We start from the raw sequence: 19,065 nt of genomic DNA on the forward strand, positions 1-19,065 counted from the left end.
ATCAGTACACCTTACTGGGGTCAAAGGCGTCACGTACTGCTTCGCCAATAAAGATCAATAGAGATAACAGCACGGCCAATACCAGAAATGCCGTGATGCCAAGCCATGGCGCTTGAAGGTTATTTTTGCCCTCCAATAACAGCCCGCCCAAGGATGGCGACCCCATGGGTAAACCAAAACCGAGGAAGTCGAGTGAGGTCAGGGTGGTGATTGATCCACATAAAATAAAGGGCAGGAAGGTCAGTGTTGCCACCATCGCATTGGGCAACATATGACGCGACATAATCGTCCGGTCACGCACGCCCATGGCCCGTGCTGCACGGATATAGTCATAATTACGGGTGCGCAGGAACTCGGCCCGCACCACCCCTACTAACCCCATCCAGCCGAATAGCACTGTGATGGCGAGTAGCCACCAGAAATTGGGCTGCACGATGCTGGAGAGTAAAATGACTAAAAACAGTGTCGGCATCCCCGACCAGACCTCAATAAATCGCTGACCCCATAAGTCGACTCTGCCGCCGTAATAGCCTTGAATGGCCCCAGCACAGATACCTATCACGCTGGAGAATAGGGTCAGCGTCAGGCCAAATAACAGTGAAATGCGGAATCCATAAATAACTTTGGTCAATACATCACCGCCGGTACTATCAGTGCCTAATAAGTTGGTACGACTGGGTGGCGAAGGGAAGGGGACTTCCGTGGCAAAATTGATGGTGTTATTACTAAAACGAATAGGTGCCCAAATAGCCCAACCATTATTTTTAATTCGGTCAAGCACATAGGGGTCTTGGTAATCTGCGGCAGTGGTTAAAATTCCGCCAAAGGTGGATTCACTGTAGTTGACCATAAAGGGCAGGTAGATCTTGCCCTGATAGTTCACCAGCAGCGGCTTGTCATTGGCTATCAGCTCGGCAAATAAACTAATAATAAAGAGTGTCAGGAAGATCCACAGTGACCAGTAACCACGACGATTTTGGCGAAAGCGCGCCCAACGGGCCTGATTAATTGCACTTAATTTTATCATTAGTGGCGACCCTCAAAATCAATCCGTGGGTCAACCAGGGTATAGGTGATATCGCTAATGATATTTAGCAGTAAACCAATCAGAGTGAAAATATAAAGAGTGCCAAACATCACCGGATAATCCCGCTGTAGGGTCGCCTCATAGCCCAGCAGCCCTAGACCATTCAGGGAAAACATCACTTCAATCAACAGTGAGCCGGTGAAAAACATGCTGATAAAGGTAGCCGGGAAACCGGCGATCACCAGCAACATGGCATTGCGGAACACATGGCGATACAGGATCTTCTCCTCCGGCAGCCCTTTGGCCCTGGCTGTCACCACATACTGCTTGCGGATCTCATCGAGGAAGGAGTTTTTAGTCAGCATCGTCAAGGTGGCGAAGCCGCCAATCACGGTTGCCAATACCGGCAAGGTGATATGCCATAAATAGTCGGTAATTTTGCCATACCACGGCAGTGTATCCCAGTTACTGGAGGTCAGCCCGCGTAATGGGAACAGATCGAAATAGCTACCGCCAGAGAACAGCACCACCAGTAAAATAGCGAATAAAAACGAAGGGATAGCGTAGCCGACAATAATTAAGGCGCTGCTCCAGTTATCAAAGGCGCTACCGTTGCGCACCGCTTTTCTAATCCCCAAGGGAATGGATACCAGATAGATAATCAGCGTGCTCCATAGCCCAAGTGAAATAGAAACCGGCAAACTATGCTTAATCAATGACATCACTGATTCGCCACGGAACAGGCTGTCGCCAAAATCAAAGCGCATGTAGCTCCACAGCATATCGAAATAGCGCTGGTGCAGCGGTTTATCAAAACCAAAGCGCTGCTTGATTTCAGCAATCACTTCCGGATCTAACCCGCGTGAGCCGCGATAGTTGCTGTCACCCACTTGTGCCGCATTTAGCCCGACCTTTGCGCCACCCAATCCACCATCACCGCCACCGGCGCTATAGCCGCTGTTGTGGCCCAGCTCAATATTGGCGATGGCCTGATCAACAGGCCCGCCGGGTGCAATCTGCACGATAAAAAAGTTGATAGTAATAATCGCCCACAAGGTGGGAATGATCAGCAATAGCCGCCGTAACAAGTATGCGCCCACAGCAGCCCCCTATTGGCGTTCTGTTGGCAGACGAGCTGCCTTGTTGACATCAAACCACCAGCTATCAAATCCTAGCGAATAGGTGGGGCGTTGTGCAGGCATTGAGAACTTATCCCAATAAGCAAAGCGGCTATGGTTGGAGTACCACATCGGGATCATCAACTGGTTCCAGATTAACACCCGGTCAAGGGCGCGACCCAGAGATAGCAAGGCTTCCGGTTGCTCCTGATGTTTGACTATCAATTCAATTAACTGATCAATAGCCGGATCTTTAATGCCAGAGGCGTTATAGGTGGAGTCGACATAAGCCGAGCTCCACAATATGCGCAGATTGGGGCTAGGGTAGGGCATCGCCCCGTAAACGGTGGGGATCATGTCGTAATCCCGGCTGCGCAGGCGGTTAACAAACTGAGAGCTGTCAACCTCGCGGACTGTCATGGTAATGCCCAAACGCAGCAAATTATGTTTGAACGGCTGAACATATTGGAAGTTGCTGCCACTGAGTAGCAGCAATTCAAACTCAAAAGGTTTGCCGGTTTTACTGTTGACCAACTGCTGATTTTTGACTTCCCAGCCCGCTTGGGCCAGTAACTCGCGCGCTTTTAACAGATTATCCCGTGCATCGCCGCTGCCATCGGTTTGCGGCGGCTGATAAATTTGGTTGAAGACTTCTGGCGGTATTTTGCCTTTGAGTGGGGCTAACCAAGCCAGCTCTGCGCTGTCCGGATAACCTGTTGCCGCATATTCGGTATTCTGGAAGAAGCTATTGGTGCGCTGATAGCTGTTGAAATAAAAAGCTTTATTCATCCAGTCAAAATCAAAAGCCAGTGTCAGCGCCTGGCGAACCCGTCGATCGCTAAAAATAGGGCGTTGGACATTAAATGCCAGCCAGCGGGTATTTTGTGCGGAGTTATCGACAATATCCTGCTTGATAATATAGTTTTTTGCAAAGTTGCCGCCCACATATTGGGTCGCCCAGCTTTTCGGTGAGCTCTCTTCGCGGAAATCAAAGGCGCCAGCTTTAAATGCCTCCAGCGCGACTTTGTCGTCTAAATAGTAGTCATAACGGATGGTGTCAAAATTATGCTGGCCACGATTGACCGGTAAGTTAGCGGCCCAGTAATTTCGCACCCGCTCATAGGTAATAAATTGCCCCATCTTATATTTGCCAATGCGGTAGGGGCCGCTGCTGACCGGCGGTTTACTCAGCGGGTCACTCAATTTATGCTCTTTCCAGAAGTGTTCGGGCATGACCGGCAAGCCAAACAGGCCCAGCATTTTATCTTTATTGGGCTCGGGGAATTCAAAACGCACGGTCAGGTTGGAAATGGCTTTGACCTGCACATCTTTATAGATGATGCGAAATTGCGGCACGCCTTCGGTCATGAATTTATTGAATGTAAATGCGACATCCTGCGCGGTAATCGGGGTGTCATCATGAAAACGAGCGCGGGGATTGATATCAACTTCAATCCAGTGGAAATCAGGGGCATAACGCGCTGACTCTGCAATTAGCGGATAATAGCTACCAATCTCATCGTCTGAGGTGCTAAATAGCGAATCATATAACCTCTCCGTCCGGATTGCCGCGTTGCCGCGTAAGGCATAGCGGTTGAAGTTATCAAAGGTGCCAATGGTGGCTAAGGTAATATTACCCCCCTTGGGGGCCGCCGGATTAACGTAATCGAAATGGCTAAAATCTGATGAATACTTAGGTTCGCCCAGTATGGCAAAAGAAGCACCCTCTTTAATAGTTTCAGCCTGTAGACCGAAACTCAGGGCAGAAAGCGCCAAGGCAGCAAATAGGCGTAACAACATATTAGTGGTGATCTCCTGCATTCCATTCAGATAGTAATAATCTTAAACGAAATTACCAGTTTGCAGGGGCGTAAAGCAAACATTAAGCCAATAATATCTAGCGGACTTTAAACTTCAGCAGTGTGGGCGATGCTCATTACGAGGCCCATGGATGGGTCTCGCCGCTGCCCGCAGCGTTCAAATCTGCTCCCGGCAGATTTGTCCCCCGAATCACTGACCTGGGTCAGCTTATCGGCGGCGACACAATGGGGGGCTGTCGCGCTTATAGCTTGTGGGCTAGTTTTTATTAGCCATTTTGCTTATGACAAAATGTAATTAAATCTTCAACAGACAATGGTTTGCTCAGTAAATAACCTTGTAGGTAGTTAACATTGTGCTGTACCAAATAGTGGAGTTGTTGTTCGGTCTCAACCCCCTCGGCGACGGTCTCAATATTCAGCTTCTTAGCTAACATTAATACTGCATCTAATACTGGTGCCGCCACAGTATTAACACAGATAGTGCTGACAAATCCGCGATCAATTTTAATATAATCTAAAGTAAAACGTTCTAAATAGATTAGCGCGCTATGGCCAGTGCCAAAGTCATCGACTGCAATTTGTACGCCCTGTGAATGCAGCCACGCAAATTGCTTAATGGCTAACTCCTCTTCAACCATGCCCCGCTCAGTTATCTCGAATACCGGCGCAAAGATATCGGTATTTAATTGCTGCAATAGGTGGGAGACATCTTTGCGGAACTGGTCATCCGCCAGATGGACTGGGGAAATATTAAAAGCAAGCTTAGTACCGGCCGGAATGTGGTCTGCCATTAACTCACAATCCCTGAGAATTAACTCAAATAAGTGCCGAGTCAGTGGTTGTATCAGATGCTGAGCTTCTGCATAGGGAATAAAGAGATCTGGTGAAATTCGCCCTTCAATAGGGTGCTGCCAGCGAATAAGTGCTTCCAGACCTGATATTGTGCGATCATGTGAACGAAATGCCGGCTGATACTCAACAAAGAATTCACCACGGCGGATACCACGCAAAATTTCAGCTTCAGCACTTTGGCTGGCAATTAAAATATAATAAGCCAAAATCCCGACCAGAGCGGCAAGTAACAGCCCGCCTAATAAGGTCATACGAATATCATCAGCAGTCAGGCTAGTATGGTAAATTAATATCTTAATCGGGTAACCGGGTAATTGCACCTCACGGGCGCTCCTGGCAGGTAACTGGCTGATGGGTATTACTTTAGAGTTAAAAGTGGTTACCGCTAATTCATCGATAATAATGGCTAACCCATTCACTTGATTATCTGAATAATTTAGCAACAAATAGGGATGTAGGGCTAATTCGAGCGTAGCCAATACGCCGGTATTACCGCGACCAGCTTCTCGCAACCAAACACCAATTGCGGGTTTGCTTGGCATCATGGGCGTGCCTTGCTGAATCTCAAAATCTATCGGCTGGGATAAATTAATTTTGGGATATAGCACAGTGGCCGGTACATGCATCGCACCGGTCGCTGAAGAGCAATAAGCAATATCGTCTTTCACCAATAAGAATGCTCTGACACCATTAGTAAATGCAGCACGATAGTGAAGAGCGGAACTGGCTTGCTCACAACTCTTCGTGCTCAGAGGTATAAGCTGAGACATGGTTGTTGTCAGTTCATTCAGGAACTGAGACGAGTAGGAGATAATGTGATCACTTTGTGTTGTTAATTTACGTTCGCTGCTGCGATAAAGTAATGACAGCGTAATAATGACAAAACAAATAAAGAAACAGAGGGCAAGAATGACACTTTTTTTTACAAGATGGCGTCTGGATAGAATATTGCGTGAGAAAGCACTGCTTGAACCCATGTGACGCCGCCCCTCAGCATGTTTGATAAAGTGGTATGAGTATAAATAAGTTAGTAACGTCGCGCTACCGGTTTGCCAATGAGCGTTATCGACATTAATTAGCTTATCAAATTGAATTTCAAGCTAATCCAATATAAAGAAAAGATGCCCATTAGATGCATCAAATAAGTGAAATGGACATTCATTGATATATTTCAGTAAAACAAATTTTCAGCTTATTAATGCAATTTACATATTCTTATAAAGGATAATCGTTGGTAGATATGCCTTTATGCCAGAAACGTCTTGGTTAAGAGATGCGCATTTTACACAGATAATTCTTGAATTTCGCTGTTTTCAATAAAAAAAGAGATTTCCTACAATCTGATCGGAAATAGGGTTAGAGGTGGGAATATTGAGTATCAGGCAATAAAAAACGCTGCCAGTGGCAGCGTTTTAGCATTTCGTTTGGTATCTCGGACAACAGGAATAAAAATGTGCTAGCTGCGCGAACCGCTACTTAGTACTCGGCGCCCATCGCGATAACGCTTATTCCAATAATCTTCATTTAGGCTCGATATTGTCACACCGACACTGGTCGATGCATGAACAAATTTATCGTTACCTAGATAGATACCTACATGGCGACCAGTCGATCCTGCACGAAACAGCACCAAATCACCGGGGCGCAATTTAGTCCGTTGGATTTTTTTACCGAGATCCTGCTGCTCAGAGGTTGAGCGCGGCAAATCCATACCAAATTGTTCACGGAAAGTGGTTTGTACAAATGCGGAACAATCAATCCCGCGTTTGGTGCTACCGCCTAAACGATAACGAACCCCTTTCCACCCTGCATACTGTTCTAAAATCTTCGACTTGACGTCAACGTTGCGCACCATTGCTTCGAATTCATCCTGAGAGGCTTGCAGTAAAAGCCCATCTTTGTCATTAACTGCACGCATCTCAGTTTGCGAATTATGTAAGTTCGAAGTCTGTGGTGAACTACACGCGGATAACATTACCGCTGCTGCAACCGCAGGAATTACCCGCAGAATATATCTCATAATAGGTTGAGACTTGACCATTGTTGTTGTTTTCCCTTGCTGTCCTTACGACGGATGTCGCTACCAAAATTGCCAAACGAATCGAGATTATTGGTTGTGGTCCGATGAGACAATCACTTAACCGAATAAATGTGCAGGAACGCACAATATTAATCAGGACAGCGGTGAAAATACGGATATCCGAGCACAAACGTTTTTGAGATTACCGTAATGATTAATAAAAGGCGAGAGCTTTTATAACCATTATTTTACTAAATGTTAATGTAACATAATGTAAGGTTTTATATTAAAGAGGAATAGCTGAATTTGTAACCATTTGGTGATAATAATCGAGTGGAAGCATTAATGAGGGGAGAGGCAAAAAATAGACTGTTTTGCCTCAATAAAGCGCAGGTGCGGGCTATCGAGTTGTTGCCCCAGGCAAGTGGCGGTTGATGGCATTAATTATCTTATCGCTTAATGGCGTCAGTAATATCCAACTTATACCAACCAGTACCACTGAGAGCGAGCCGACAGCAATATCAGTAAACCAATGTGCGCCAATCATCACTCGAGGCAGTGAGAAAATAACCACAATCAGTAAAGCAATGGCGAAGGCCCCGCGAGAAAAGTAGCGCAGCATAAAGCAGGCAAAAATCATCAACATCATGCCATGGTCGCCGGGGAAGCTGTCACTTGAGGCATCTTTGGTTGGGATACCCGTTAACTCGCTGACACGATTGATATTTTCAAAAAATAGTGTCGGGCTAGGATGCGAAACCGGTAGCAGATGACCTAATTGGTTAAGGACAACCGCGGTCAACAACATAACAACCCCCGTGACAATAAGACGGCGGCGGCCAGCAGGTGTCTCCTTCATATAGAAGTAAAGATAAAGCACCCCCATACACATCAGCGAAATAACATCGAAAGCGCGGTTATTGGTGATCGCGACCAAATGCAGGAATGAAGGGCTGGAGAGCAGGTGCTGGTTAAAATAGAAGAATATTGCTGAATCTATTTTAAACCAATAACCGTGGTTCACAGGGATATACCAGGATAAAAATAGAGCAATCCCGAGTAAGTTGAGTAGTAATATTGTCGGTAAATGACGACGGGTCATGCGGCGGCCTATAGATTGTCAATGTACGAATTGTGTAACTAATAAAAACGGGGCGCATTATACCCCGTTATCTAATCGAATATTCAGTAATTCATGCTGTAATTTGTTCCAATCTGCTTCTGTTGCGCTGATCAGTTCAATTCGGCTATCCAGCGGCGGTATTGGGCGGGTTTCTATTTGCAGGTCAGCACCTTGGCGATTAATCACCAATGTACCTTCGGCAATACGCATAACCCCTTTGACACGTTCTACCGGATTTAATCGCACCCACTCCAAAAGTGGAACCGTATCAAACAGAGTATCTGCATTAAATACCCAACCACAACTCAGATAACCTTGACCCTGATTGAGCGCCCGACGCCAAGGCTCACTCCCTTTTAAGCTCAAGGCGGCCAGCCCTTTTTGTCGCACTGTACTGTGATGATGCGCACCGTCGGGCAATTCATCACTATTACTGTGTGGTGTATCGAGCAGGGCAATATCAATTTTCCCCTGTTCAGCATAATAGAGTGGGCGTGCTACGGGCTGTCGATCATGCCATTGCTGTAGTGCGGCATAATCTGCTGCGCTATAGGTATCTTGTTTGTTTGCCACGATAATATCTGCGGCGGACAACTGGTCACGGAAATTCTCATTCTCCGTGTAACGAGGCTCATTCAGTTGGCGGGCATCTAATAGGCAGAGAGTTGCACGCAGATCAATCCATGGCAGATAAGTATCGGAAGTTAATAATGATAATATCTGTTTGGGATGGCCCAATCCTGTAGGCTCAATTAATAATCGATCTGGTTTGGCCTGTTGCAGCAGCATATTCAAGCCCACTTGCATTGGTAATCCATTAACGCAACACATGCAGCCGCCCGGTATCTCTTTCAATACCGCTCCGCTGTCTGCGAGTAGCGCACCATCAATACCAATTTCACCAAATTCATTCACCAAAACCGCCCATTTTTCATCTTCTGGCTTCTGTGACAGCAAATGGCGAATTGTGGTGGTTTTGCCGCAGCCCAAAAAGCCAGTAATCAAGTTTGTTTTTGTCATATGGGGGCCTCTGATATTAAATTTTTTCTCAATAAGATATCAAGGTGAGGGTTGTTTTCAAGGTTCTGATGAGCAAAGGATATAACACCGAGTAAACTTATTATTAAACGAAAAAAGCGCAAATGGAGAATATTTCCTAGGAAAGGTAGGAGTCCCGCCTAATAGTTATACACCGATACGAAATATAATTCACTTCTTCGAGGTATTCTAGTGAGTTATAGGCCGAGTAGGGTAATAAATAATGCTCTATCATTTCCATTGCTTTGCTTGAAATCCTCTATCTTTAAAATGACAGATATGAGAGTCGAGGTGGTTATGAGAAATTGTCGGGTACTAATTATCTTAGCAATAGTGTTTTCATGGATAATCTCTTTTCCTGCAAGTAGTGCGCAATCTAACCTGTCTGTTTCAGGCACAATCACGTTTTACGGAGCCATTGTAGATAGCCCATGTAATACTGCAGTAGTGAATCAAACGATGACAACAAGCTGTTATCGTAATGGTGAAACAGTGACTCATCGACAAACTCTTTCAAGTAATATGCCTTTGATTTCTCAGTTGCCCGGTAATTTAGCCTCTTCTCGTATGGAATGGCTGAACCCGCAGCGTAGCTTGGGAATTATGACTGTCACTTACCTTTAATATTTCTGCTAATAATATTCCTAGTTGGATGAAAACACGGTTTATCACATCGATAAACCGTGATAAATCTCATGATGCTGTTTGGCCACATGGTATACTGATCACTATTCAGAGGCCCTTTGGTCAGGCCAATTTGGCATAGTTATGCTAACAGCGTGATGCAGGAAATAAGGTTATGCGGTTATATCAGGAAGTGGGCAGTCAGTTGCGAGCGGCGATTGTCAGCGGGAAATACCATTTGGGCGATCGTTTACCCCCAGAACGTGATATCGCTGAAAACTTTAGTGTTAGCCGCAGTGTGGTGCGTGAAGCGCTGATCATGCTGGAGCTGGAGAAGTTGGTCGAGGTGCGCAAAGGCTCCGGTGTTTACGTGGTTAATGTGCCTGATCTGCTAGCTGAAGGTGAGTCCGCTGTGTCAGCCGACAGTGGTTACGGCCCCTTTGAACTGCTGCAAGCCCGCCAATTGCTGGAAAGTGAAGTCGCCGCTTTTGCTGCCATGCAGGCCACCAAGGCCGATATCATCAAAATGCGTCAGGCCATCGAGCAGGAAAAAACGGCATTGGCGGCCGGAGCGGTGGATGAGAGCGCTGATGAGCTGTTTCATTGTCTGTTAGCGCAATCGACACAAAATAGCGTGCTCGCCAATATGGTGGCAGAGGCCTGGCAAGCGCGGAAAACCAGCGCGATGTGGCAGGGTGCTCACAGCCATACGCTTGATTTCAGCTATCGCTGGCAATGGCTGGAAGACCATCAGAAAATCCTGCAAGCGGTGTTGCGCCGTGACAGTAAAGCGGCTAAGCAAGCCATGTGGCAACATTTAGAAAATGTAAAACTGAAGTTGTTGGAGATTTCAGATGCGGACCATCCGGACTTCGACGGCTATCTATTTGAGTCGACGCCGTATCAGCTTGAAGAGTGATCACGCCCTTCGCCTCTGAAGTCGCAGGGGGCGCTTGCTACCTCCCTGCAACTCCCACCACTTTGGGCAGAATATGGGCCAAATACTGTTATTTGGCCGTCAAATTAAGCCTGCTGTGCCAACCGTTTTACACTCTCTTTCGCGCCAAATTGTTGCAAGCTGAGATAAGCGTCCGTGACCGCCTGAACAAATTCTGGCTGCTGCGGCAAGAATTCACCAAACAGCGATTTCAGCGACAGTAAACTTTGTACGCGAGCAACCCCCTCTTCACTGGTGGCGACACACTGTCTAAAGCTGTCAGCCATAGGGTCACGGATATCAATCGCTTGGCCGCTATCATCCACGCCACTGACATAGCGCATCCAACCAGCAATACCCAACGCCAGACAACGATAGGTTCCGCCATGCTGTAAGTGCCAACGTACGGAGTCCAGCATCCGCTGTGGCAGCTTCTGGCTACCATCCATGGCAATCTGCCAGGTGCGGTGTTTTAGCGCCGGATTGCAGTAACGCTCGATCAATTGGTCTGCGTAGGCATTAAGGTCAACGCCAGTAACACGTAGGGTTGGCGCTTGTTCATCCATCATCAAGCGACGCGCGGTCAAACGATAGTTATCGTCCGCCATACAATCATTAATGTGCTGATAACCTGCCAGATAACCCAGATATGAGAGATATGAATGGCTGCCGTTCAGCATGCGCAGTTTCATCTCCTCAAATGGTAAAACATCATCGACCAGCTGTACGCCAGCCGCTTGCCAATCAGGACGGCCAGAGACAAATTTGTCCTCAACCACCCATTGAATGAACGGCTCACAGGCAATACCGCAAGGGTCAGCTACGCTCAATGTATCGGCGATTTCCTGCAATGTCTCAGCGGTAGCCGCAGGAACAATGCGGTCAACCATGGTATTAGGGAAGGTAACATTTTGGCTGATCCAACTGGCCAGTTCTGGGTCACGAGCTGTCGCCAGGCCTAGCACCGCATTTTTGACAACATGGCCGTTTTCCGGAATGTTATCGCAAGAGAGTACGGTAAATGGTGGCAGACCACGTAAGCGGCGCAGTCGTAGCGCCTCAACCAAGATACCCGGCGCAGAGGTCGGGGCATCAGGTATTGCCAGGTCTGCGCGGACAAACTCATTTTGCAGATCCAGTTGGCCAGTACCCGGTTCAATGCAGTAACCTTTTTCAGTGATGGTCAATGAAACGATAGCCACTTGTGGCTCGGCTAATTTTTCCAACACCTGAATAATGCCATCCAGTCGAGCATGCACCGACTCGCAGACGGAGCCGACAACAATGGCCTGATTCCCTTGCGCGCCTTTTTCCAGTACCGAGAAGAGGTGATCTTGTTGGCGTAAATTTTGAATCAGTACGTCGCCACCAAACAGGCTGACTTCACAAATGCCCCAGTCCCCCCCTTGCTGATTCAGTACCCGGTCAGTGAGAAGCGCCTGATGGGCACGATGAAATGCGCCAAAACCGATGTGAACAATACGGCTTTTCAGTGCCCTTCTATCATAAGTGGGCAGTTGTACGCTGGCGGGAAGTGTGCTGTTGGCAATGGTGTTCATACGTGGCTCCAAAATCATTCACCCCCGATCATCACCAAGGGCTGACATAAAAGGTGGCAAATAAAAAAGTTGTTAGACCAGTTTTAGTTGGCTGTTCGTAGGAAAAGAGCCACACCATACCGACCATTTTCTTTTGCTTGTTGCCATGAATATCGGCTTGCAGTGTAAAGCCATATGACAGAAAATAAAATTGGTAAGTCCAATATTGGTAATATTCGTGAGTTGGATCAACCAATGAGGTTTTGCTTTTTGACACTCGGCGGCTAAAGAGTAAGGATAAAGCTGAGTGATACCTATTGGAAATCGGTATAACAACATTTTTAGCACCTGAACAGTTTACGCATACGCAGAAGGTAAAAAATAAATGGAACAAACATGGCGTTGGTATGGCCCGAATGATCCGGTGTCGTTAGATGATATCCGTCAGGCTGGCGCAACCGGAGTAGTGACTGCACTGCATCATATTCCGAATGGCGAAGTCTGGCCGGTGAGTGAAATCAAACAACGCCAGGCTGAATTAGCGGCTAAAGGCTTGGTATGGTCGGTGGTAGAAAGTGTACCTATTCACGAAGAGATCAAAACGCACAGCGGTAACTATCAGCAACACATTGAAAATTATCAACAAACGCTGCGTAATCTTGCCGCCTGTGGTATTGATACCGTGTGCTACAACTTTATGCCAGTGCTGGACTGGACACGCACGGATCTGGAGTATCAATTACCAGATGGCTCCAAAGCATTGCGTTTTGATCAGATAGCTTTCGCCACCTTCGAACTGCATATTCTGAAACGCCCAGGTGCCGTCAATGACTACACGACAGAAGAGCAGGCGCAAGCGGCAGACTATTTCGATGCCATGTCTGAGGCGGATATCGCCAAACTGACCGGCAATATTATTGCCGGGCTGCCAGGGGCTGAAGAGGGTTATACGCTGGATCAATTCCGCGCGCGCCTGGCTGAGTATGATGGCATCGATAAAGCGCAACTGCGTGAAAACATGGCTTATTTCTTGCGTGCTATTATTCCGGTTGCGGAACAAGTTGGCTTGCGGATGGCAGTACATCCGGATGATCCACCGCGTCCAATTCTTGGCCTGCCGCGTATTGTTTCAACCATCGAAGATATGCAGTGGCTAAAAGAGACCGTCGATAGCATTCATAATGGTTTTACCATGTGCACCGGCTCTTATGGCGTGCGTGCTGATAATGATTTGGTGAAAATGATCGAAACCTTTGGCGATCGCATTCACTTTACCCATTTGCGTTCAACATGCCGCGAAGGGAATCCAAAAACTTTCCATGAAGGCGGCCATCTGCAAGGCGATGTTGACATGTACTCGGTGGTTAAAGCGATTTTAACTGAAGAGCAACGTCGTCAAGCTGCGGGAGATATGCGTCCGATCCCAATGCGACCAGATCATGGTCACCAGATGTTGGATGATTTACATAAGAAAACCAATCCAGGCTACTCGGCTATTGGCCGCTTAAAAGGGTTGGCTGAAGTGCGGGGCGTAGAGCTGGCGCTGAAAAGAGCCTTCTTCCCTGAGCTGAAGTAATATACCTGTCATCTTTCAAGTTGCAGGTGTGTTGGTTGCGCTCAACAACCCGAATCACTTACTGATGTAAGCTCGTCGGGATTATTTTGTTTACCACCTTCCTGCACCTTGAAATCTATAGGGTATGGATTGGGGATAAAACAGTTAAGGGCCGGTTTTCTGGCCCTTATATCCAGATGAGAGTATTAGTCTGCGCGCCCCATATAACGGCGCTCCGCAATATGAATGCGGATTTTCTCACCTGGGCTGATATATTCAGGCACCTGAATAGATAGGCCGGTGCTCATCACTGCCGGTTTGTTACGGGCACTGGCTGATGCGCCTTTGATACTCGGCGCGGTCTCAACAATTTCCATATCAACGGTTTGTGGCAACTCTAACGCCAGCAATTGGCCGTCCATGGTTAACACTTGCATACCCGGCATACCGCCTTCAGGAATAAACAGCAGCTCATCTTCGATCTGCTCTTTTTTGAAGTTGTATGGCGTGTAATCTTCATCATCCATAAAGACGTATTCGTCGCCATCGATGTAAGAGAAATTCACTGAGCGGCGGGTGAGAGTGATGGTATCGAGGATCTCATCACCCTTAAAACGCTCTTCAACTTTTAAACCGGTACGCACGTCAGAAAAACGCATTTTATACAGCGTACTTGCGCCGCGAGCGCTTGGGCTTTGCACATCAATATCTTTCACCAGCAGTAATTTGCCGTTGAGGTTGACTGCCATACCACGTTTGATTTCGTTAGCTCTTGCCATTTATTAACCGCCAATCAGGATTGAAGATAAGTTGCGACAAGTTACTCGTGCCGCGTGATTCAGGCAAGCTGCTAGCGCAAAAAAGAGTGATATTTTCACCACAAAATCGACCTCAAGCATACACCGGTAGCAGCCCCAATAATGCCGCAATATGCGCCACCGCATTAACCAAGCCAAACAGGATAATAAAGCCGATCATAAAGCGCCCACCCGGAGCACGATAAGTTGCTTGTGGAAAGCGTCGACGGCTGGCGCGCGCCATCAGTGCGGGTACGATAACCGCCCAAATGGTGGCGGCTAAACCGGCGAAGCCAATCGCATATAAGAAGCCATTAGGGAACAGCAGGGCACCGATGGTGGGGGGGACAAAAGTGACTAACGCTGATTTGGTGCGCCCATTGCGATCATCAGAAAACTTAAAGAAATCAGCAATGTAATCGAACAAACCAAGAGATACCCCCAAGAATGAGCTAGCCAGTGCCATATAAGAGAAGGCGTTGAGTAACTGGCTGGTGAGCTGGCGGGTAGCAACCGCATCCATCTGTTTTAGCAAGCTGCCAATATTCCCGCCGTCGGCAATCACTTGTTTGAATGCATCCCGAGCGATATTGCCCTGAATGGCATACTGCCACAGCACATAAATCACCAACGCGATCAGTGTGCCGAACAACAGGCTCTGCACCACGGCTTTGCTCTCTTTCTGGTAGTACTTCACCAGCCCCGGCACATTGCCGTGGTAGCCAAATGAGGTTAGTAAATAGGGCAGGGCCGCCAACGCATAGGGCAAATAACTGGCGCTACTGTCGGTTTGATTGAACAAAACCGCGCTTTCCACATGGTCAAACATATCACCGACTGACATAACAAAGGTGATAACCATTCCGCCGATTAATATCGTACTCAGACGATCCACGGCACGGGTGGATAGCCAAACAATAAATGCTACCAATATGGCAAAGATAAAGCCCGCCGTGGTCTGGCCAACTCCGGTCACATTTTGCAGGGTGTGGGAGATAATGGAACCACCGGCAGAGATATAGGCGTAGGTCAGAATGTAGAGCACAAAGGTGATCGACAGCCCATTGATTGAGCTCCAAACTTTACCCAGCAGATCTTGCACCATGGTGTGAAAACTGGCCCCGGTAGGGTAATTCAGGTTCGCTTCCAGAATCATCAGGCCGGAAATCAGCATACAGGCCCAAGTATAAATCAGCAGTATGACTGATCCGCTGAACCACACCCCCGCAGTCACGATTGGGATTGAGAACATACCCGCGCCCACGGCGGTTCCGGCGACAATCATCGCGCCGCCAAGGACGGAAGGTCGTGACAAAGGTTGGGATGATTCCATCGACATACAACTCCAAATTCTCTTCGTACTTGAAATTGCAGGTGTGTTCGCTGCATTTACTGGCAGCCTACCTGCAACACCAATTACGTTGGAAATAATAGCTAATAGGGTGAATAGTTCTTTTGTACTAGCTCAATGGTACAAGATGCACATGAAACTGTAAACAGCTGAATATTCTTGTGCTGATTAATTAGCCAGTGATTAGTTTGGTTCAAGGGGGGCGCTATCTCTATATCACCCAGCCTGGGTTGAGTTGAATGATAAGCCCGTGAGAGTAAAGCGCGACAGAAAGGGATATTCGTGGGCTGGATCGGCTATTCAGCGGCTGTTTAAGAATAGTACTGGTAGTTCTGCGGGGCGATTGTTATTGTCCGCTCTTATTCCACCAGCCTACAGGAGCCTGCTGATGGAGTGTCGCTCAGATTGCGGTGCCTGCTGTATTGCTCCTTCTATTTCCAGCCCGATCCCCGGTATGCCACTCGGCAAACCCGCTAACACCCGTTGCCTGCATTTAGATGATCAGATGCGCTGTGGTATTTTTCACTCCCCAGCTCGCCCCGCGGTTTGTGCCAGCCTGCAAGCACTGCGGGAGATGTGTTTTGACACCCGCGAACAAGCGCTGGTCTATTTGATTAAGCTAGAAGCCGATACTGCGCCTTAATGAATAGGAGGGCGATATCACTATTGCCCTCCTAAACGGCTGATAAAGCTGAACCAAAGGGAAACGTGCCGTTCGGGTCGTAAGCGGCGTAAGCCGCCGGAGTGCCCGTAGGTGCGGTCAACCCTTGGCCCACCTATCCTCTATGCCCCAATGGGCACACTATGAGCGGTATTTTTTAGTACCGGCCCGCTGTACTTCTCAATCTCAAGCTGCGCCATCTGCCCACAGTTACCCTGCGCCAGACTGGAAGAGCCGATATCGAAAGTCAGACAGTTGATATTGCCATTTTTACAGATGGAACCCGGCACTGACGGCTCGGCGGGGTCAAACCATGCACCTTCACTGATCCGTACCACGCCTGGCCGCACATCCTCTGATACCACTGCACCCACCAATATCTGCCCGCGATCATTAAACGCCCGCACCAAATCACCATTCACAATCTGGCGTGCGCTGGCATCTTGCGGGCTGATCAGTATCGCCTCCCGATCGGCAACCGCATATTTTTCACGTAGCGGCGTGTTATCTAACTGCGAATGCAGTCGGTTAATCGGATGTGCGGTATTCAGTGACAGCGGATATTTCTTCGCCTCTACGCCGCGATACCACTCGTGTGGTGGCATCCAGGTCGGAATTCCCTGACAATCGGCATAATCCATTTTGGCGATGGTATCGGAGTAGATCTCAATCTTGCCGGACGGCGTGCCGAGCGGATTGAGCAACGGATTTTCACGATAGTCAGCGAACCGGACCCACTGCTTATTCGCCTCGGGGATCGGGAAGCGAATATAGTTGTTTGACTCCCAGAACATATCAAACGGCGGCAGCGCCACCCGCGCAGTACGGGCCTGAGATTTCATATCGTCATACATCGATTTCAACCACTGGGTTTCATCTTTGCCCTCGGTAAAGGCATCAATCACCCCCAAACGGGTCGCCATTGCGGCGAAGATATCAAAATCGCTGCGGGACTCATGTTGTGGCGGCACACACTGGTGCATCGGGAAGACATAAAGCTGCGAATAGTCGCCGCCCATCTCCAGATCGTTACGTTCATAACTGGTGGTGGCGGGCAGCACAATATCCGCGTGCTTCGCGGTGGCGGTCCAGTAGGGTTCGTTCACCACGATGGTTTCTGGGTGCTGCCAGGCTTTCACCAGATTATTGGTGTCCTGATGCTGATGGAAGGTGTTACCACCCGCCACATAGACCATTTTGACATCCGGATAGGTCACTTTAGTGCCATTGAAATCAATGGTTTTCCCCGGATTAGCCAAACATTCGGCAATGCGTGCCACCGGGATCGGCGTCGGTGAATTCTTCGGCGCCTTACCGGCAGAGATCCCCGGCAAGATGCCGCCTTTCGCGGTCGGGCTACCGCCGGAGGAGTAGTGATAGCTGAAACCAAAACCACCGCCCGGCAGGCCAATTTGGCCGAGCATTGCCGCGACTGTCACCAGCAGCCAGTGCTGCTGTTCACCATGGTGCTGGCGCTGAATCCCCCAGCCGCCCATGATCATGGTGCGCTGTTTCGCCATATCTCGCGCCAGTTGGCGCAGTACATCGGCATCCACGCCACTGATATCTGCTGCCCACTCTGCTGTCTTCGGCTGGCCGTCAGCTTCCCCCAACAGATAGGTCTGGAATTTGTCAAAACCGATAGTATAGGTTTTGATAAAGTCGGGATTATGCAACTTCTCAGTCAATAAGGTGTGGGCAATGCCAATCAGCATGGCGCTGTCGGTATAAGGGCGCGGGGCGATCCATTGTGCATTGGTAAATTTGGCGCTGTCATTATGCACCGGGTCAATACTGATGACTTTGGTGCCTTTTTTCTTCAGCGCCTCAAAACCGGTTTGGCCCACATGGTCGGGGATATTCCAGCTATTTTTCAAGGTGATCATCGGGTTACAGCCCCACAGGATCACCAGTTCGCTGTTATCAACCACATTCGGCCAGGCGGTTTGCTGCTCGTAAACCTCCATCGACCCCATCACGTGGGTCATAATCACCTGTGCAGCCCCGGTGGAGTAGTCGCCGGCATAGCCGAGGAAGCCGCCACTGAGATTCATTAGCCGCTGTAGCAGGGTGCGACTGTTGTGCAGCATACCGACACTTTTCCAGCCATAAGAACCGGCGTACAGCGCCTGCGGGCCGTGATCTTTCTGCACACGTACAATCTCATTGCACACCAATTCGGTAGCTTTATCCCAACTAACCCGCACCCACTCATCGCGGCCACGCAGCTCGGTATGGCTGCCGGGGCCGCCCTCCAACCAGCTTTTTCGCACCATCGGATATTTTATGCGGTTATCGGCATGTACCTGATACGGGGCCATGGTGATCAACTCATTCGGCCAAGGGTCATCTTTGACCGGCTGAACAGCGACCATGCGGCCATTCTCGACGATGGCTTCAAATGCGCCCCAATGCGCGCCAGTCAGAATCCCTTTTTGCGCCTGACGCAGCGCCAGAAACTGAGGTAAAGCTTGACTGATGGCTTGTGCTAATGCGGATTTAGGCCACAGGCCGCCAACCAGTGGTAAAACTGCCAAGGCACTGCTGCCCAGTAAGAAGCGACGGCGGCTCATTTGTAAAGGTTGTATTTGGTATTTAGTCATT

General features: G+C 48.5%; 15 protein-coding genes. 4 read left to right on the top strand and 11 right to left on the bottom strand.

Translation table 11 applies throughout. The annotated features are described in order from the left end of the window. Nucleotide 1: 1 nt before the first annotated feature. From FFE93_RS07445 to FFE93_RS07475, 7 genes are all read right to left on the bottom strand, one after another. On the bottom strand, nucleotides 2-1,027 hold the full coding sequence (locus tag FFE93_RS07445) for an ABC transporter permease (protein WP_032897938.1): 1,026 nt from the start codon (nucleotides 1,025-1,027) through the stop codon (nucleotides 2-4). Then, entirely contained in the window at nucleotides 1,027-2,127 is a 1,101-nt protein-coding gene (locus FFE93_RS07450; RefSeq protein ID WP_005274454.1) for a microcin C ABC transporter permease YejB, read from the bottom strand. Before FFE93_RS07450 ends, FFE93_RS07445 begins: the two co-directional genes overlap by 1 nt. Nucleotides 2,128-2,136: 9 nt before the next feature. Then, on the bottom strand, nucleotides 2,137-3,945 hold the full coding sequence (locus FFE93_RS07455; RefSeq protein WP_032897939.1) for an extracellular solute-binding protein: 1,809 nt from the start codon (nucleotides 3,943-3,945) through the stop codon (nucleotides 2,137-2,139). Nucleotides 3,946-4,231: 286 nt separating this feature from the next. Further along, on the bottom strand, nucleotides 4,232-5,794 hold the full coding sequence (locus FFE93_RS07460; protein ID WP_005274461.1) for a cyclic di-GMP phosphodiesterase: 1,563 nt from the start codon (nucleotides 5,792-5,794) through the stop codon (nucleotides 4,232-4,234). Nucleotides 5,795-6,273: 479 nt separating this feature from the next. Next, the gene (gene mepS, locus FFE93_RS07465; protein ID WP_019209417.1) at nucleotides 6,274-6,858 is read right to left on the bottom strand and encodes a bifunctional murein DD-endopeptidase/murein LD-carboxypeptidase; all 585 of its coding nucleotides are present in this window, start codon (nucleotides 6,856-6,858) and stop codon (nucleotides 6,274-6,276) included. 379 nt (nucleotides 6,859-7,237) lie between these two features. Further along, the gene (locus FFE93_RS07470; RefSeq protein ID WP_005274465.1) at nucleotides 7,238-7,939 is read right to left on the bottom strand and encodes a phosphatase PAP2 family protein; all 702 of its coding nucleotides are present in this window, start codon (nucleotides 7,937-7,939) and stop codon (nucleotides 7,238-7,240) included. A 57-nt stretch (nucleotides 7,940-7,996) separates the two neighbouring features. Next, nucleotides 7,997-8,980 carry a CobW family GTP-binding protein gene (locus tag FFE93_RS07475; protein WP_057648460.1) on the bottom strand — a complete coding sequence of 328 codons (984 nt, stop codon included), beginning with the start codon at nucleotides 8,978-8,980 and terminating at the stop codon, nucleotides 7,997-7,999. Nucleotides 8,981-9,295: 315 nt separating this feature from the next. Here FFE93_RS07475 and FFE93_RS21840 point away from each other — a divergent pair, with 315 nt between their 5' ends. Together FFE93_RS21840 and FFE93_RS07485 are read left to right on the top strand one after the other, a co-directional pair. Then, nucleotides 9,296-9,622, top strand: coding sequence for a hypothetical protein (locus tag FFE93_RS21840; RefSeq protein WP_032897951.1), 327 nt, complete (start codon nucleotides 9,296-9,298; stop codon nucleotides 9,620-9,622). Between the two features lie 175 nt (nucleotides 9,623-9,797). Then, the gene (locus tag FFE93_RS07485) at nucleotides 9,798-10,541 is read left to right on the top strand and encodes a GntR family transcriptional regulator (protein ID WP_049601514.1); all 744 of its coding nucleotides are present in this window, start codon (nucleotides 9,798-9,800) and stop codon (nucleotides 10,539-10,541) included. A 104-nt stretch (nucleotides 10,542-10,645) separates the two neighbouring features. Here the strand turns inward: FFE93_RS07485 and FFE93_RS07490 are convergent, their stop codons facing one another. Then, nucleotides 10,646-12,118, bottom strand: coding sequence for a mannitol dehydrogenase family protein (locus FFE93_RS07490; protein WP_138774997.1), 1,473 nt, complete (start codon nucleotides 12,116-12,118; stop codon nucleotides 10,646-10,648). A 364-nt stretch (nucleotides 12,119-12,482) separates the two neighbouring features. Here FFE93_RS07490 and uxuA point away from each other — a divergent pair, with 364 nt between their 5' ends. Continuing rightward, nucleotides 12,483-13,673 (top strand): mannonate dehydratase, encoded by a 1,191-nt coding sequence (gene uxuA / locus FFE93_RS07500; protein ID WP_005274482.1) that lies wholly within the window; start codon nucleotides 12,483-12,485, stop codon nucleotides 13,671-13,673. 185 nt (nucleotides 13,674-13,858) lie between these two features. On the opposite strand, the gene yeiP is transcribed toward uxuA, so the two are convergent. Further along, nucleotides 13,859-14,431 (bottom strand): elongation factor P-like protein YeiP, encoded by a 573-nt coding sequence (gene yeiP / locus FFE93_RS07505; RefSeq protein WP_005274485.1) that lies wholly within the window; start codon nucleotides 14,429-14,431, stop codon nucleotides 13,859-13,861. 112 nt (nucleotides 14,432-14,543) lie between these two features. Further along, a complete protein-coding gene (mtr, locus tag FFE93_RS07510; RefSeq protein WP_138774998.1) occupies nucleotides 14,544-15,788 on the bottom strand; it encodes a tryptophan permease in 1,245 nt (414 codons plus the stop codon). Between the two features lie 400 nt (nucleotides 15,789-16,188). On the opposite strand from mtr, the gene FFE93_RS07515 reads away from it, so the two are divergent. After that, nucleotides 16,189-16,443, top strand: a complete 255-nt coding sequence (locus FFE93_RS07515; RefSeq protein ID WP_005274490.1) for a YkgJ family cysteine cluster protein — start codon at nucleotides 16,189-16,191, stop codon at nucleotides 16,441-16,443. A 140-nt stretch (nucleotides 16,444-16,583) separates the two neighbouring features. On the opposite strand, the gene torA is transcribed toward FFE93_RS07515, so the two are convergent. Beyond that, nucleotides 16,584-19,064 carry a trimethylamine-N-oxide reductase TorA gene (gene torA, locus FFE93_RS07520; RefSeq protein WP_138774999.1) on the bottom strand — a complete coding sequence of 827 codons (2,481 nt, stop codon included), beginning with the start codon at nucleotides 19,062-19,064 and terminating at the stop codon, nucleotides 16,584-16,586. Nucleotide 19,065 lies beyond the last annotated feature (1 nt).

Origin of the sequence: Yersinia sp. KBS0713, assembly GCF_005937895.2 — a bacterium.
Taxonomy (GTDB): Bacteria; Pseudomonadota; Gammaproteobacteria; order Enterobacterales; family Enterobacteriaceae; genus Yersinia; species Yersinia bercovieri.